Origin of the sequence: Streptomyces sp. NPDC007875 (genome assembly GCF_042868035.1) — a bacterium.
GTDB lineage: Bacteria > Actinomycetota > Actinomycetes > Streptomycetales > Streptomycetaceae > Streptomyces > Streptomyces antimycoticus.
In genome coordinates, this window is sequence record NZ_JBIADZ010000001.1 from 695,603 (window position 1) to 710,703 (window position 15,101).

Genomic DNA, 15,101 nt, shown 5'->3' on the forward strand with positions numbered 1-15,101 from the left:
TCCGTCCGATGAGGCAGGTGCAGTGACCACGATGACGCCGAAGAAGAACAGTCGCAGAGCCCGTACCTACGCCGTCGCCCTGACCGCGGGCGCCCTGGCGCTCGCGGGGTGCAGCAGCGGAGGCGGCGGCTCGGACCCCAAGGGGTCGAGCGAGCCCAAGATGGAGTCCCAGGACATCACCCTCGGCACCGCCGCCGACTCCACCGGACCGGCCAAGGACCTGCCGGGCGCCAAGAAGGGCGGCACCGTCACGGTGCTGCAGCGGGACGCCTTCGAGCATCTGGACCCGGGGCAGATCTACGTCAGCGATGAGCTGATCGCGCAGACCCTCTACAACCGGACGCTGACGAACTACCAGTTCGACGACAAGACGGGCAAGGCCAAGCTGGTCGGCGACCTCGCCACCGACACCGGCAAGTCCTCCGACGGCGGCCGCACCTGGACGTACACCCTCAAGGACGGGCTGAAGTACGAGGACGGCTCGCCCATCACCTCCAAGGACGTCCGGCAGGCCGTCGAGCGGCTCTACGCGCCGTATCAGACGAACGGGCCCACCTATCTGCAGCAGTGGCTCTCCGGTGAGGGCCAGAAGTACCGCAAGGCGCTTCCGGACGGCCCCTACAAGGGCAAGCATCTGCCCTCGTCGGTGCTGGACACCCCGGACGACAAGACCATCATCTTCCACTTCGACCAGCCGCGCGCCGAGGTGCCGTTCGCGGTCGGCATGCCGAATATCGGCGCGGTGCCGCCGGGCAAGGACACCAAGGAGAAGTACGACAAGGCCCCGCTGGCCTCGGGCCCGTACAAGGTCAAGAACTTCAAGTCGGGCAAGGGCGTCGAGTTCGTCAGGAACGACCAGTGGGACCCCAAGACCGACTCGATACGCCATCAGTACGTCGACGGGTTCAACGTCTCCTTCGGCCACCAGTGGGTGGACTCCACCCGCCGGCTCCAGGCCAGCAAGGGCGCCGACCGGAACGGGATGACGCTCACCAACGCGGTCGACCCCTCGCAGATCTCCACGGTCCTCAAGGACAAGGAGGCGATGGCCCGGTCGCTGACCGAGACGCAGCCCTATGTGGACGTCGTCTCGATCAACACCGATCGGGTCAAGGACAAGAAGGTGCGCGAGGCGATCGCCTGGGCCTTCCCCAGCGGGCAGTACCTCCAGCAGTTCGGCGGCCCCAAGGGCGGTGAGGTCGGCGGCGGGCTGGTCGGCCCCACGCTCAAGGGCTACGACCCCTCCTTCGACCCGTTCCAGAAGAAGAAGTACCCCGGCGGCAACGCCAAGAAGGCCAGGGAGCTGCTGAAGGAGGCGGGCAAGGAGAACTACGAGCTCGTCTACGCCTACGGCAACGGCGACACCCACCAGGACGCCTCGGTGGTCGTCCAGCAGGCCCTGGAGCGGGCCGGGTTCAAGATTCAGAAGAAGGAGATCGACCAGTCGACCTATTACACGCAGATCGGAAAGGTCAAGAACAAGTTCGATCTGTACCGGTCCTCGTGGGGTGCCGACTGGCCGTCCGCCTCGACCGTGGTCCCGCCGGTGTACGGCGGCGAGAACGTCTACGACGACTCCTCGAACTACTCGCACCTCAACGTCCCGGCGGTCAACGACGAGATCGGCAAGGTCACCAAGGTCAGCGACCTCAGCCGGGCCACCTCGGAGTGGATCAAGCTCAGCGAGAAGATCCTCACCGATGAGGTCCCCGCGGTCCCGACCTTCTACAACCGGCTGTTCACCCTCTGGGGCTCGGGCATCGGCGGAGTGAAGTTCAACTCGGTCTACGGGGCCGTGGACCCGACGGCCATCTTCATCAAGTAGCCGCGGCCGTACCCAGGCAGCGCAGACCCCGGCCGCACCCGTATCGGCGGGTGCGGCCGGGACCCGCCCCTAGCGGAAGATCACCGACGTCATGTTGAGATTCCTCGCCCGCCGGTCCCTCGGCGCGATCGTGATCCTGATCCTGATCAGCGCGATCACGTTCTTCCTCTTCTTCGCCCTGCCCGCCGAACCGGCCCGGCTCGCCTGCGGCAAGAACTGCGACCCCGTCTCGCTCGCCATGATCAACAAGAACCTGGGCCTGGACCAGCCGGTGCCGGTCCAGTACGCGAAGTTCATGGTGGGGATCGTCGCCGGGCGGGACTTCGCCGTGGGGCACTGCAGCGCCCCCTGCTTCGGCTACTCCTTCGTCAGCCAGGAGCCCGTCTGGGGCACCATCGCCGACCGCTTCCCCACCACCCTCTCGCTCGCCCTCGGCGGTGCCGCCGTGTTCCTGGTCTGCGGGATCGGCATCGGCATGATCGCGGCCTGGCGGCGCGGCACCTGGATCGACAAGTTCTTCAGCTCGCTGTCGCTGCTCGGCGCCTCGATGCAGATCTACTTCGTCGGGGTACTCGCCCTGGCCTGGTTCGTCAGCGGACTGGGGATCATGGACCAACCCGCCTACTACCCCTTCACCGACAATCCGGCGAAGTGGTTCAGCGGGATGCTGCTGCCCTGGGTGGTGCTCTCCCTGATCTTCCTGGCCAACTACAGCCGGATGACCCGCTCCCAGATGGTCGAGCAACTGCAGGAGGACCATGTCCGCACGGCGAGAGCCAAGGGACTCTCCAGCCGTACGGTCTTCTTCCGCTACGCCTGGCGCGGCGCCATCGCCCCCATCGTCACCATCTTCGGCATCGACCTCGGATCGCTCTTCGGCGGGGCCATGGTCACCGAGTACACCTTCACCCTGCACGGCATCGGGCGGCTGGCGGTGGAATCCGTCCAGCTCACCGATCTGCCCATGCTGATGGGTGTGATGCTGGTCAGCTCCGCGGCCATCGTGGTGTTCAACATCCTGGTCGACGCCGCCTACGCCTTCATCGACCCGCGCGTGCGCCTCGCCTGACAGACCCGGAGCTGCCGAGATGACCACACTCACCAAGCCCGACGACGGCGCGACGCCCCCACCGGCCGGCCCCGGCGACGGCGCCTTCCTGTCCGTACGCGATCTGTACGTCCGCTTCTCGACCGAGGACGGCGTCGTCAAGGCCGTCGACGGCCTCTCCTTCGACCTCGAACGCGGCCGGACGCTCGGCATCGTCGGCGAGTCCGGCTCCGGCAAGTCCGTCACCAACCTCACCGTCCTGGGCCTGCACGACCCGCGCACCACCACCGTCAGCGGCGAGATCCTGCTGAACGGGCAGGAGCTGACCGGGGCGCCCGAGCGCACCCTGGAGCGGCTGCGCGGCAACACCATGGCGATGATCTTCCAGGATCCGCTGACCGCGCTGTCGCCGTACTACACAGTGGGCCGCCAGATCGCCGAGCCGTACCGCAAGCACACCGGCGCCTCCAAGAGCGAGGCCCGCTCCCGGGCGATCGAGATGCTGGAGAAGGTCGGCATCCCCAACCCCCGCCTGCGGGTGGACGACTATCCGCACCAGTTCTCCGGCGGGATGCGGCAGCGCGCGATGATCGCGATGTCGCTGGTCTGCGACCCCGATCTGCTGATCGCCGACGAGCCGACCACCGCCCTCGACGTCACCGTCCAGGCCCAGATCCTGGATCTGCTGAAGGACCTCCAGCAGGAGTTCGGCTCCGCGATCATCCTCATCACCCATGACCTGGGCGTGGTCGCCAACACCGCCGACGATCTGCTGGTGATGTACGCGGGCCGGGCCGTGGAGCGCGGTACGGTCCGCGAGGTGCTGCGCGCGCCCCAGCATCCGTACACCTGGGGGCTGCTGGGTTCCATGCCACGGCTGTCCTCCGCCGTGGACGAGCCGCTGAACCCCATCCCCGGCTCCCCGCCGAGCCTGCTCAGCCCCCCGCCGGGCTGTCCCTTCCATCCGCGGTGCCACTACACCGACCAGGTGGCGGGCGACCGCTGCGCCACCGAGCGGCCCGTGCTGCCGGACGGCCGCGGCGCCGCCTGCCACCTGAGCGCCGAGCGGAAACAGACCCTCTTCACCGAGCAGATCAAGCCCCGGCTGGGCTAGGGCCTAGGAGCGCTGACGCATGAGCATCGAGTCGGGCACACCCGAACCCCTCCTGGTCACCGAGAAGCTGACCAAACACTTCCCGATCATGGGCGGCTTTCCGTTCAAGCGGAAGGTCGGGGCCGTGCAGGCGGTGGACGGGATCGATCTGACCGTGCACGCCGGGGAGAGCTTCGGGCTGGTCGGCGAGTCCGGCTGCGGCAAGTCCACCACGGGCCGGCTGCTGACCCGGCTGCTGGAGCCCACCGCAGGGAAGATCACCTACCGGGGCCGGGACATCACCCACGCGGGCCGCAAGGAGCTGGCCCCGATCCGCTCCGAGATCCAGATGATCTTCCAGGATCCGTACTCCTCGCTGAACCCCCGGCAGACCGTCGGCACCATCATCTCCGGCCCCATGGAGATCAACGGCATCAATCCGCCGGGCGGCCGCGAGGCCCGGGTGCGCGAACTGCTGGAGATCGTGGGCCTCAACCCCGAGCACTACAACCGCTTCCCGCACGAGTTCTCCGGCGGTCAGCGCCAGCGCATCGGCGTGGCCCGCGCGCTCGCCCTGGAGCCCAAGCTGATCGTCGCCGACGAGCCGGTCTCGGCGCTGGACGTCTCCATCCAGGCGCAGGTCGTCAATCTGCTCCAGAAGCTCCAGCGGGAACTGGGCATCGCCTTCCTGTTCATCGCCCATGACCTCGCCGTCGTACGCCACTTCTCGCAGCGCGTCGCCGTGATGTACCTGGGCAAGGTGGTCGAGGTGGGCGACCGCGACTCGATCTACCGCCGCCCCCGCCACCCGTACACCCACGCCCTGCTGTCCGCGGTGCCGGACGCGGCGGTGGTGATGGCCGAGAACGCCGAGGACGCGGCGGACATAGCGGACACCGGGGTCGCCTCGGGCGCCGAGGCGACCGCCCGTCGGACACGCATCCGGCTCGCCGGGGACGTGCCCTCCCCCATCAACCCACCGTCCGGCTGCCGCTTCCGCACCCGCTGCTGGAAGGCCCAGGACAAGTGCGCGCGGGAGGAGCCGCCGCTCCTGCGCCTGGACGGCAACCGCGAGGGCCACCTGTCCGCCTGCCACTTCCCCGAGGACCCGACCCTCGAGGCCCGCGAGGAGGACGTCGTCCTCGACCCGGCGCTGATCGCGGCGGAGTCGGGGACGGGAGCGGCACCGCGCAAGGAGCCGTAAGGAACTGGCCGCTCGGGCTCAGAAGCCCAGAAGCACAGAAGCACAGAAGCGCAGAAGCGCAGAAGCGCAGAAGCGCAGAAGCCCGGGGCCCTTTGCGGTCTCGGCGATCTCAGAAGCGCGAGAAGGCATGCGCACGGCCGACGGCGGTGAACCCGCGGCGGCCGTACCAGTGCAGCGGCCAGTCGTCCTGGTCGGCGACGAGGAACCGCAGCCCGCACCCCGCGGCGGCCGCGCGGCGCAGCGCCGCGGTCAGGACGGCGTCGGCGTGGCCGCGGCGCAGGTACGGCTCGGCCGTCGCCACCTCCTCGATCTGGCCGATCCCGGCGGCCGGCTCCAGGTACAGATCGGCCCAGGAGGCGACCTCGCCGCTGTCGTCGTGGGCGGCGAGGAAGAGCACCTCCTCGGCCCCGGCCCGCCGGGCGGTACGCCGCTCCACGAGGTCGTGCACGGTCCGCTCGTCCGCGTCCGGCATCCACCGCCGCTGCTGCGCCGTCACCGCCCGCCGCAGCGGCCCGTGCGGATCCGGCCCCAGCTCCCGCTCCACCACATCGGCCGCCGTGGCCTCCGGCACCGGCCCGGTGTGGACCATCAGCACCTCGGTCATATGGCTGTACCCGGCCCGTTCGAGCGCGGGCACGCAGAGAAGTCCCAGCGCCTCGTCATGGACCGTGATCCGGCGGTGCGGAAGGAAGGCCATGACCTCGTCGGCGAGGGCGGGAAGCCCCTCGGGGTCGGCGGGCCCGACGATATGCAGCTGATTGTGCTCATGGGAGCGTGCGTAACCCCCGTGCAGCACCAGGAATCCCCCCGGCACCTCCCGCACCTCACCGGCCTGACGACGGGCGAAGGAGATCCGGAAGTCCTGGACGCGCTCAAGGTCGTTCTGCGACACCTCGCGATCATAGGCGAACCCGCACATCGGGGGCGTCCTCCGGGACGGGTCCGTAGACGGCGGTGGGGGCGGTCGTGGACCAGGCCCAGTAGCGGTCTCCGTACGACCAGTGCCACCACTCGGTGGGGTAGTTGACCATGCCCACCGAGGACAGCGCCTCGATCATCAACGCCCGGTTCTCGCGGGCCCGTTCGGACAGGCCGGGGGCGTGGGTGTAGCAGGCCCCGCCACTCTCCTCCGGTGTAGCGGCCTCCGGGCTGCCCATGTCGATCTCGGTACCGTCACGGGTGCACACGGTCAGGTCGATCGCCGCCCCGGCGACGTGTCCGGCCGTCTCCGCCGGGGCGCACCAGCGGCTGGCGGCCGTGCGGATCCGCTCCTCGTCGGCATCCGGATCGAGCTTCCGCAGCGTGGCCGCGTAGCCGTCGAAGATCTCCCGCTGGAGCGCCGGGGGCCGGTAGCCCTCGACCAGCAGCCACCGCCAGCCGTTCGGCAGCGACTTCTCGGCACGCTCCAGCCGTTCGGCGACTGCGGCCCGGAGGTGCGCGAAGTGTCCCGCCGGATCGGCCCGCCGGGTGCCCACGCGCATCCGGCCCCGGCAGTCGACCAGCGGTTCGCCGCATTCGCGTACCGGGACCGCCCTGACGCGTGGGTCGCCGATCAGGACGATCCGCTGATCCACCGGGAAGGGCGAGTGGGACATGGGGCTCTCCTCGCGGGTGCTGGTCGGCCGTCCCTCCTACCTGCCCAGCGGCTCGTTCGGATGAACCGCCGTCCGTGGGTGTCCGGAGGGGGCGGTGTCGACTTTCCTCATGTGCCCCACGCCATGTTGATGAGCGCCACGCACATCACGAGGACCATCCCCACACCCTGCACGGCCGTGCCCCAGGCAGGCATGGACTCGCCCCTCTGGGACGCCGAGCGCCGCACGAAGAAGGCGGTCACCAGCGCGATGACACCGATGGGAGCGAACACGATGGACAGCCAGTCGGCTTGCACAGGGGTCATGGCGGACTTCCTTGGTTTCTCACCTCGGTGACAGGGCGGCCATCATCCGTGGGAGTGCTCGGGACCCCTCCCGAGCAGGGCTCACCGGTACGGACGGTACGGGCCCCGGTCAGCGCAGGGCGCGGAAGAACGTCCGTACGTCATCCACCAGCAGTTCCGGGACCTCCATCGCCGCGAAGTGGCCACCCGCCTCGAACTCCGACCAGTGGGTGATCGTGTGGTGCGGCTCGGCGAGGCTGCGGATCGCGGTGTCGCCCCGGAAGACCGCGACGCCGGTGGGGACTCCGGAGCGCTCGGGGGGTGCGCCCCAGGCCGAGGCCGCCTCCTTGTAGAGGCGGGCGGAGGGGCCCGCCGTGTTGGTGAACCAGTAGAGGGAGACGTTCGTCAGGACCGCGTCGCGGTCGAGGGCCTCCGGTTTGTCGCCGTGGGCGGCGAACCAGTCGAGGTTCCAGGCCAGTTGGCCGGAGGGTGAGTCGGCGAGGCCGTAGGACAGGGTCTGCGGGCGGGTGCCCTGGATGGCGGCGTAGCCGGACAGCTCGCGGTGCCAGCGTTCGACACCGGCCAGCCGGGAGCGCTCCGCCGGGGTCAGCTCGTCCGGTCCGGCCGGGTCGGCCGACCCCACGGTCACCAACGCGTTGACGTGTACGCCGACGACCCGGGACGGCGCCACCCGGGCCACCTCGGGGGAGATCAGCGAGCCGAAGTCGCCGCCCTGTGTGCCGTAGCGCTCGTACCCCAGGCGCCGCATCAGCTCCGTCCACGCGGTGGCGATACGGCGGATGCCCCAGCCGGGTTCGCGGGGCGGGGCGGAGAAGGCGAAACCGGGCAGGGACGGGATGACGACATGGAAAGCGTCGGCCGGGTCGCCCCCGTGTCCGCGCGGATCGGTCAGCGGGCCGATGACCTCGGTGAACTCCGCGACCGAACCGGGCCAGCCATGGGTGATCAGCAGCGGCAGGGCATCCGGCTCGGGCGAGCGGGCATGGAGGAAGTGCACCCGCTGCCCGTCGATCTCCGTCGTGAACTGGGGGAACGCGTTCAGCCGCGCCTCCCGCGCCCGCCAGTCGTACCCCGTCGCCCAGTACCCGGCCAGCGCGCGGACGTGGTCGAGCGAGGTCCCGTCGGACCAGCCGGTACCCGGGAGCGGTTCCGGCCAGCGGGTGTGTTCCAGGCGCTGGCGCAGATCGTCGAGGTCGGGCTGGGGGACGGCGATGCGGAAGGGACGGATCTCCATGGCCCGCACGGTAGAGGCGGTCGCGGACGGGGAGCGTCCGCGACCCTCGGGGCCTGCGACTCCTCGGGGCCTGCGACTCCTCGGGGCCTGCGACTCCTCGGGGGCCCGCGGCGCCGGCGGGCTGTGGCGCCGGCGGGCTGTGGCGCCGGCGGGCTGTGGCGCCGGATATGAAACGCTTGCGCCCATCCTCTCATCCCAGACGGGAAGGGATCGCTCCAAGTCCGGTAACAGTACTTGAAATCTGGGGTGTTCTTACGGGACAGTGCCCTAGAAAGCGCTTGCCGAGCGAGGGACGTACCGCTCGGCTCGCGCTTCCCCAATCGCGCCTCACCCACGTCGCTTCACCCACCGCGCGCCACCCCGGACAGCGGTCATCGACGTGCGCCGTCGCCCCAGGGGATGTCAGATGGGGCCAAAGGCGGATCTTGGACCGGATCCTCGGGAGGCGCCATGCGCGGAGCCCCGTATTCCCTGCGTGCCAGGCGCGCCCTGTCCGCGCTCTGCGTGTCCGCCGTCGCCCTGCCCCTGGCGGCCTGCGGTGGCGGGGACGGCGGCGCCGAAGACGGTGTCGTCCGCTCGTCCTGGGGCGATCCGCCCAATCCGCTGGAGCCGGCCAATATCAATGACGTCCAGGGCGGCAAGGTCCTCGACATGATCTTCCGGGGGCTCAAGCGCTACGACCCCAGGAGCGGCGAGGCCAAGAACGCGCTCGCGGACCGGATCGAGAGCTCCGACCAGCGGAACTACACCATCACCCTCAAGAAGGACCGGCGGTTCGCCAACGGGGAGAAGGTCACCGCCGCGTCCTTCGTGAACGCCTGGAACTACGGCGCCCGGATCGACCACCAGCAGCGCAACGCCTACTTCTTCGAGTACATCGAGGGCTATGACAAGGTCCATCCCGCCTCCGGCGGCGCCCCCACCGCCAAGACCCTCTCCGGGCTGCGGGTCAAGGACGAGCGGACCTTCACCGTCCGGCTCACCCAGAAGTTCTCCACCTGGCCCAAGACCCTCGGCTACAACGCCTATGCGCCGCTGCCCCGGGCGTTCTTCGAGGACCATGCCGCCTGGCTGAGGAAGCCCGTCGGCAACGGCCCGTACCAGGTGCGGTCCTACATCAAGGGCTCGGTGATGAAGCTGCGTGCCTGGGACGGCTATCGCGGCCCGGACAAGGCCCGCAACAAGGGCGTCGATCTGCGCGTCTACACCGACAACAACACCGCCTACACCGATCTCCAGGCGGGCAATCTCGATCTGGTCGACGATGTCCCGGCGCAGCAGTTGAAGTTCGCCCGCTCCGACCTCGGCGACCGCTACATCAACCAGCCCGCCGGGATCATCCAGACCCTCACCTTCCCGATGTACGACCGCGCCTGGAGCGGCCCGGCCAAGGCCAAGGTCCGCCGGGGCATCTCGATGGCGATCAACCGCGCGCAGATCACCGAGCGGATCTTCCACGGCACCCGCACCCCCGCGACCGACTGGACCTCGCCGGTCCTGCGCCGCCAGGGCGGCTATCAGCCGGGGCTGTGCGGGGACGCCTGCCGCTACGACCCGGCCCGGGCGCGCAAGCTGATCAAGGCGGGCGGCGGGCTGCCCGGCGGCCGGATGACGATCACGTACAACGCCGACAGCGGCTCCCACAAGGACTGGGTGGACGCGGTCTGCAACAGCGTCAACACCGTGCTGAGAAGCGACCGGGCCTGTGTCGGCAAGCCGATCGGCACCTTCGCGGACTACCGCAACAAGATGGCGGGCAAGGAGATGACCGGGCCGTTCCGGGCCGGCTGGCAGATGGACTATCCGCTGATCCAGAACTTTCTGCAGCCCCTGTACTACACCGGCGCCTCCTCCAACGACGGCCACTTCAGCGACACCGGCTTCGACCGGATGGTGAACCAGGCCAACGCCGCCTCCGCGGACGGCCGGGCCATCGCCGGTTTCCGGGACGCGGAGAAGGTCCTCGCCGAGCAGATGCCCGCCATTCCGCTGTGGTACCAGAACGGCAGCGCGGGCTATTCGCAGCGGCTCAGCGAGGTGGCGCTCAACCAGTTCAGCGTCCCGGTCTACGCACAGATCAGGGTCGGCTGAGCCATGGGCCGCTATACGCTGCGCCGACTGCTGCAGATGATCCCGGTGTTCATCGGCTCCACCTTCCTGATCTTCTTCATGGTGTACGCGCTCGGGGACCCGGTCGCCGCGCTCTTCGGCGACAAGGCCCCCGACCCCGCCACCGCCGCCCGGATCCGCCAGGACCTCTATCTGGACGAGCCGCTGTGGCGCCAGTACGTGCACTACATGGGGCAGGTCTTCAGCGGGCACTTCGGTACGGCCTTCAACGGGCAGCCGGTGACCGAGCTGATGGCGAGCGCGTTCCCCGTCACCCTCCGGCTCACCGTGGTCGCGGTCGTCTTCGAGATGGCGCTGGGCATCACCCTGGGCGTCCTCAGCGGGCTGCGCCGCGGCCGGGGGCTGGACACCTCGGTGCTGCTGCTCACCCTGGTCGTGGTCGCCGTCCCGACCTTCGTCAGCGGCACGGTGCTGCAGTATCTGTTCGGCGTGACCTGGGGCTGGGCCAGACCATCGGTCTCCCCGGAGGCGCCGCTGACCGAACTGCTGCTGCCCGGCGTGGTGCTGGGGCTGGTGTCGCTCGCGTACACCAGCCGCCTCACCCGCACCTCCATCGTGGAGAACGCCCGCGCCGACTACGTCCGCACCGCCGTCGCCAAGGGGCTGCCGCGCCACCGCATCGTCACCCGCCATCTGCTGCGCAACTCGCTGATCCCGGTGGTGACGTTCATCGGCACGGACATCGGCGCGCTCATGGGCGGGGCCATCGTCACCGAGCGGATCTTCAACATCCACGGCGTGGGCTACCAGCTCTACCAGGGCATCCTGCGCCAGAACTCGCCGACCGTCGTCGGCTTCGTGACCATCCTGGTGATCGTCTTCCTGCTCGCCAATCTGCTCGTCGACCTCCTCTACGCCGTGCTCGACCCGAGGATCCGGTATGCCTGAGCCCTTTGACACGCGCTACGACATGACCGAGGCGATCGCACCGGCCGGCAGCGGCAGCGGTCCGATGGACCTCAACACCCCCGGCCCCCAGACCCTGAAGGGCGGACCACGGCGCGGCCCCTGGCGCCTTCCCCTCCCCTGGCGCAAGGAGCCCGGCCGCCGCTCCGGCGGACCGGCCGCGCCCACCGGACGGGGGCTGTGGTCCGACGCCTGGCACGATCTGCGCCGCAACCCCGTCTTCATCGTCTCCGCGCTGACCATCCTCTTCCTCGTCGCCATCGCAATCTGGCCGCAGCTGATCGCCAGCGGCAACCCGTACCACGGCGACCTCGCCAGAGCGCAGGACGGCCCGGCCCCCGGCCACCCCTTCGGCTACGACCTCCAGGGCCGCGACGTCTACACCCGCACGGTCTACGGCGCCCGCGCCTCCATCACCGTCGGCATCTGCGCCACCCTCGGCGCGGCACTGCTGGGCAGCGCGCTGGGCGGGCTCGCCGGGTACTTCGGCGGCTGGTGGGACGCGCTGCTCTCGCGGATCGCCGATGTCTTCTTCGGCATCCCGATCCTGCTGGGCGGCCTGGTCTTCCTGTCGGTGGTCACCAGCGGCTCGGTGTGGCCGGTCGTCGGTTTCATCGTGCTGCTGGGCTGGCCGCAGATCTCCCGGATCGCGCGCGGCTCGGTGGTGACCGTCAAGGAGCATGACTACGTCCAGGCGGCGCGGGCGCTCGGCGCCGGCAGCGGCCGGACGCTGCTGCGCCATATCGCGCCCAACGCCGTGGCCCCCGTGATCGTCGTCGCGACCATCGCGCTGGGCACCTACATCTCGCTGGAGGCCACGCTGTCGTTCCTCGGCGTGGGGCTCAAACCACCCACCGTCTCCTGGGGGATCGACATCTCCTCCGCCGCCACCCAGATCCGCAACGCCCCGCACATGCTGTTGTGGCCCGCCGGAGCGCTGTCGGTCACGGTGCTCGCGTTCATCATGCTCGGCGACGCGGTGCGCGACGCCCTCGACCCCAGGCTGCGGTAGGTCCGGCCATGACCCGCCTGCTGGAGGTACGGGACCTCCGCGTCGAATTCCGCACCCGGGACGGGGTCGCCGAGGCCGTCGGCGGGGTGAGCTACGGCCTGGACGCGGGCCGCACCCTCGCCGTGCTGGGCGAGTCGGGGTCCGGCAAGTCCGTGACCGCCCAGGCCGTCATGGGCATCCTCGACTCCCCGCCCGGCCGGGTCACCGGCGGCCAAGTGCTGTTCCGGGGACGGGATCTGCTGACGATGGGCGCACAGGAGCGCCGCCGGATCCGGGGCACCGCGATGGCGATGATCTTCCAGGACGCGCTCTCCGCCCTCAACCCGGTAATCCCCGTGGGCGCCCAGCTCGCCGAGATGTACGAGGTGCACCGGGGAATGTCCCGCAAGGACGCCCGGCGGCGGGCGGTCGAGCTGATGGACCGGGTCCGCATCCCGGCGGCGGGGCAGCGGGCCGGGGACTATCCGCATCAGTTCTCCGGGGGGATGCGCCAGCGCATCATGATCGCCATGGCGATGGCGCTGGAGCCGGAGCTGATCATCGCCGACGAGCCGACCACGGCGCTGGACGTCACCGTCCAGGCCCAGGTCATGGACCTGCTCGCGGAGTTGCGCCGAGAGTACGCCATGGGGCTCGTCCTGATCACCCATGACCTGGGCGTGGTCGCGGACGTGGCCGACACCATCACCGTGATGTACGCGGGCCGGATCGTGGAGACCGCGCCGGTGCGCGACCTCTACCGCCGCCCCGCCCATCCGTACACCCGCGGACTGCTGGACTCCGTGCCGCGCGTGGACCAGCGGGGCGAGCGGCTCTACGCGATCAAGGGCGCGCCGCCCAGCCCCCTCGCCATGCCCTCCGGCTGCCCCTTCCACCCGCGCTGTCCGCGCGCCCAGGAGGTCTGCCGCGCGGAACGGCCGCCGCTGTACGAGGTCGTGGCGGCGGGTGCGTCCCCGGCGGGCGGCGGGCGGACCAGCGCCTGCCACTTCTGGAAGGAGGAGCTGCATGCCTGAGCCCGACGGGCCGGTCCTGGAGGTCCGCGACCTGGCCAAGCTCTATCCCCTGACCCAGGGCGTGGTGTTCAAGCGGCGGATCGGCGCCGTCCGGGCGGTCGACACGGTCTCCTTCGCCCTGCGGCGCGGGGAGACGCTCGGCATCGTCGGCGAGTCCGGCTGCGGCAAGTCCACCGTGGCCAAGCTGCTGGTCAGCCTGGAACGGCCGACCGCCGGGGCGATCCACTACCGGGGCGAGGACATCACCCGGCTCTCGGGCCGCGCGCTGCGGGCCGTCCGCCGCAACATCCAGATGGTGTTCCAGGACCCGTACACCTCGCTCAACCCGCGCATGACGGTGGGCGACATCATCGGGGAGCCCTTCGAGATCCACCCCGAGGCGGCCCCCAAGGGCGACCGGCGGCGGGCGGTCCAGGAGCTGCTGGAGGTCGTTGGGCTCAGCCCGGAGCACCTCAACCGCTATCCCCACCAGTTCTCCGGCGGCCAGCGCCAGCGCATCGGCATCGCCCGGGGCCTGGCGCTACGGCCGGAGGTCATCGTCGCGGACGAGCCGGTCTCGGCGCTGGACGTGTCGGTGCAGGCACAGGTGGTCAATCTGATGGAGCGGCTGCAGGACGAGTTCGGCCTGGCGTATGTCTTCATCGCCCACGATCTGTCGGTGGTCCGGCACATCGCCGACCGGGTCGCCGTGATGTACCTGGGCCGCTTCGCCGAAACGGGCACCGGCCCCGAGATCTACGACCACCCCACGCATCCGTACACCCAGGCACTGCTGTCCGCCGTCCCGGTCCCCGACCCCGCAGCCCGCACCCGCCGGACCCGCATCCTGCTCCCCGGCGACGTCCCTTCCCCGGCCAACCCGCCCTCCGGCTGCCGCTTCCGCACCCGCTGTTGGAAGGCGCAGGAGCGCTGCGCCGCGGAGGTGCCGGTGCTGGCGGTGCCGACAGGCTCGGCGGGCCCCGCCGCCCACGCCTCGGCCTGCCACTTCGCGGAGGAGCGCGCGGGGGTCAGGGCATGATGTCGAATATGCTCGCGCCGGACCCGCGCCCCAGCCCCCCGCCGCCCTGTCCTGGTCGCTCCCGGTGCACCGGGTGGACACGCAGCTGAACTTGGGGGGCGAACGCCTGGAGTGCGGCGGTGAGCCGGGCCTGATCGACCTTCCAGAGGACGATGCGCCGACTGTTCCTGACGACCTCGTACTCGAGGTGCGGTGCGAAACGCGCGGCGAACTGCGGGGTGAGCTTCCGGTTGGGGCCGGGAAGGGCGGGAACGCCCGGCCGCAGCTTCAGACCTATGTGCTGTACCGGCTTCTCCGTGGGCATTTGCGTGGCCCACACCACGACGACTTCGATGACCCGCCACGGCACGACGGCCAGGAATCGGTGGTATCGCAATACGGCGCCGCCCAGGGTGACACCGGACTCATCGGCCCGGAAAGCCACCAGCCGCTTCCAGCCGACGCCGGAGAAGAGTTGGAAAGGGGTGCGGGTGTAGTACTCCTGATACACCGGAGAGTGAGGGGCAGTCATGCCACGACCCTATGAGGTGCGGCGCGGCGCCGTCTCGCGCCTTCGGCGCAATTGAGCATGGGTCGGGGGGTGGGGGCGGGGCGCCGTCGCCGGGCGCCGGGCGCCGGGCCGACGAAGAGGAGCGCCGGTGGCGGCGCCCGTGCTCGGGGGCCGAGGCCGTTGCCGGACTGCCGGACCACCTCCGGATTGGCGGGGGGGTACCCCCCC

At 70.3% G+C, this 15,101-nt stretch carries 14 protein-coding genes; 9 read left to right on the forward strand and 5 right to left on the reverse strand.

Going from position 1 to position 15,101, the window contains the following annotated elements; genetic code table 11:
* Positions 1–31 precede the first annotated feature (31 nt).
* From ACFYOY_RS02980 to ACFYOY_RS02995, 4 genes are all read left to right on the forward strand, one after another.
* A complete protein-coding gene (locus ACFYOY_RS02980) occupies positions 32–1,825 on the forward strand; it encodes an ABC transporter substrate-binding protein (RefSeq protein WP_351880962.1) in 1,794 nt (597 codons plus the stop codon).
* A 91-nt stretch (positions 1,826–1,916) separates the two neighbouring features.
* On the forward strand, positions 1,917–2,894 hold the full coding sequence (locus ACFYOY_RS02985; protein WP_093464438.1) for an ABC transporter permease: 978 nt from the start codon (positions 1,917–1,919) through the stop codon (positions 2,892–2,894).
* Between the two features lie 19 nt (positions 2,895–2,913).
* Positions 2,914–3,987 (forward strand): ABC transporter ATP-binding protein, encoded by a 1,074-nt coding sequence (locus tag ACFYOY_RS02990; RefSeq protein WP_351879679.1) that lies wholly within the window; start codon positions 2,914–2,916, stop codon positions 3,985–3,987.
* 19 nt (positions 3,988–4,006) lie between these two features.
* Positions 4,007–5,170 (forward strand): oligopeptide/dipeptide ABC transporter ATP-binding protein, encoded by a 1,164-nt coding sequence (locus ACFYOY_RS02995; protein ID WP_351879676.1) that lies wholly within the window; start codon positions 4,007–4,009, stop codon positions 5,168–5,170.
* A gap of 109 nt (positions 5,171–5,279) precedes the next feature.
* On the opposite strand, the gene ACFYOY_RS03000 is transcribed toward ACFYOY_RS02995, so the two are convergent.
* The 4 genes from ACFYOY_RS03000 to ACFYOY_RS03015 all read right to left on the reverse strand — a co-directional run bounded on the left by ACFYOY_RS03000 (position 5,280) and on the right by ACFYOY_RS03015 (position 8,304).
* Positions 5,280–6,062 carry a GNAT family N-acetyltransferase gene (locus ACFYOY_RS03000; protein WP_351879673.1) on the reverse strand — a complete coding sequence of 261 codons (783 nt, stop codon included), beginning with the start codon at positions 6,060–6,062 and terminating at the stop codon, positions 5,280–5,282.
* A 7-nt stretch (positions 6,063–6,069) separates the two neighbouring features.
* A complete protein-coding gene (locus ACFYOY_RS03005; RefSeq protein ID WP_351879671.1) occupies positions 6,070–6,765 on the reverse strand; it encodes a M15 family metallopeptidase in 696 nt (231 codons plus the stop codon).
* 107 nt (positions 6,766–6,872) lie between these two features.
* Positions 6,873–7,070: a hypothetical protein gene (locus ACFYOY_RS03010; RefSeq protein ID WP_351879668.1), complete on the reverse strand. Its 198-nt coding sequence runs from the start codon at positions 7,068–7,070 to the stop codon at positions 6,873–6,875.
* 109 nt (positions 7,071–7,179) lie between these two features.
* Positions 7,180–8,304 (reverse strand): epoxide hydrolase, encoded by a 1,125-nt coding sequence (locus ACFYOY_RS03015; protein ID WP_351879666.1) that lies wholly within the window; start codon positions 8,302–8,304, stop codon positions 7,180–7,182.
* 450 nt (positions 8,305–8,754) lie between these two features.
* Between ACFYOY_RS03015 and ACFYOY_RS03020 the strand changes: the two genes are divergently transcribed.
* The 5 genes from ACFYOY_RS03020 to ACFYOY_RS03040 are packed head-to-tail and all read left to right on the forward strand — an operon-like array spanning position 8,755 to position 14,383.
* The gene (locus ACFYOY_RS03020; protein ID WP_388584413.1) at positions 8,755–10,395 is read left to right on the forward strand and encodes an ABC transporter substrate-binding protein; all 1,641 of its coding nucleotides are present in this window, start codon (positions 8,755–8,757) and stop codon (positions 10,393–10,395) included.
* Between the two features lie 3 nt (positions 10,396–10,398).
* Positions 10,399–11,322 carry an ABC transporter permease gene (locus ACFYOY_RS03025; RefSeq protein ID WP_351879660.1) on the forward strand — a complete coding sequence of 308 codons (924 nt, stop codon included), beginning with the start codon at positions 10,399–10,401 and terminating at the stop codon, positions 11,320–11,322.
* Complete coding sequence (locus tag ACFYOY_RS03030) at positions 11,315–12,352, forward strand: ABC transporter permease (RefSeq protein ID WP_351879657.1); 1,038 nt, start codon at positions 11,315–11,317, stop codon at positions 12,350–12,352. Before ACFYOY_RS03025 ends, ACFYOY_RS03030 begins: the two co-directional genes overlap by 8 nt.
* 8 nt (positions 12,353–12,360) lie before the next feature.
* Positions 12,361–13,365, forward strand: coding sequence for an ABC transporter ATP-binding protein (locus ACFYOY_RS03035; RefSeq protein WP_351879654.1), 1,005 nt, complete (start codon positions 12,361–12,363; stop codon positions 13,363–13,365).
* Positions 13,358–14,383 (forward strand): dipeptide ABC transporter ATP-binding protein, encoded by a 1,026-nt coding sequence (locus ACFYOY_RS03040; RefSeq protein WP_351879651.1) that lies wholly within the window; start codon positions 13,358–13,360, stop codon positions 14,381–14,383. Before ACFYOY_RS03035 ends, ACFYOY_RS03040 begins: the two co-directional genes overlap by 8 nt.
* Here ACFYOY_RS03040 and ACFYOY_RS03045 read toward each other — a convergent pair.
* The gene (locus ACFYOY_RS03045; RefSeq protein WP_351879648.1) at positions 14,373–14,894 is read right to left on the reverse strand and encodes a hypothetical protein; all 522 of its coding nucleotides are present in this window, start codon (positions 14,892–14,894) and stop codon (positions 14,373–14,375) included. The genes ACFYOY_RS03040 and ACFYOY_RS03045 overlap by 11 nt on opposite strands.
* Between the last annotated feature and the right edge of the window lie 207 nt (positions 14,895–15,101).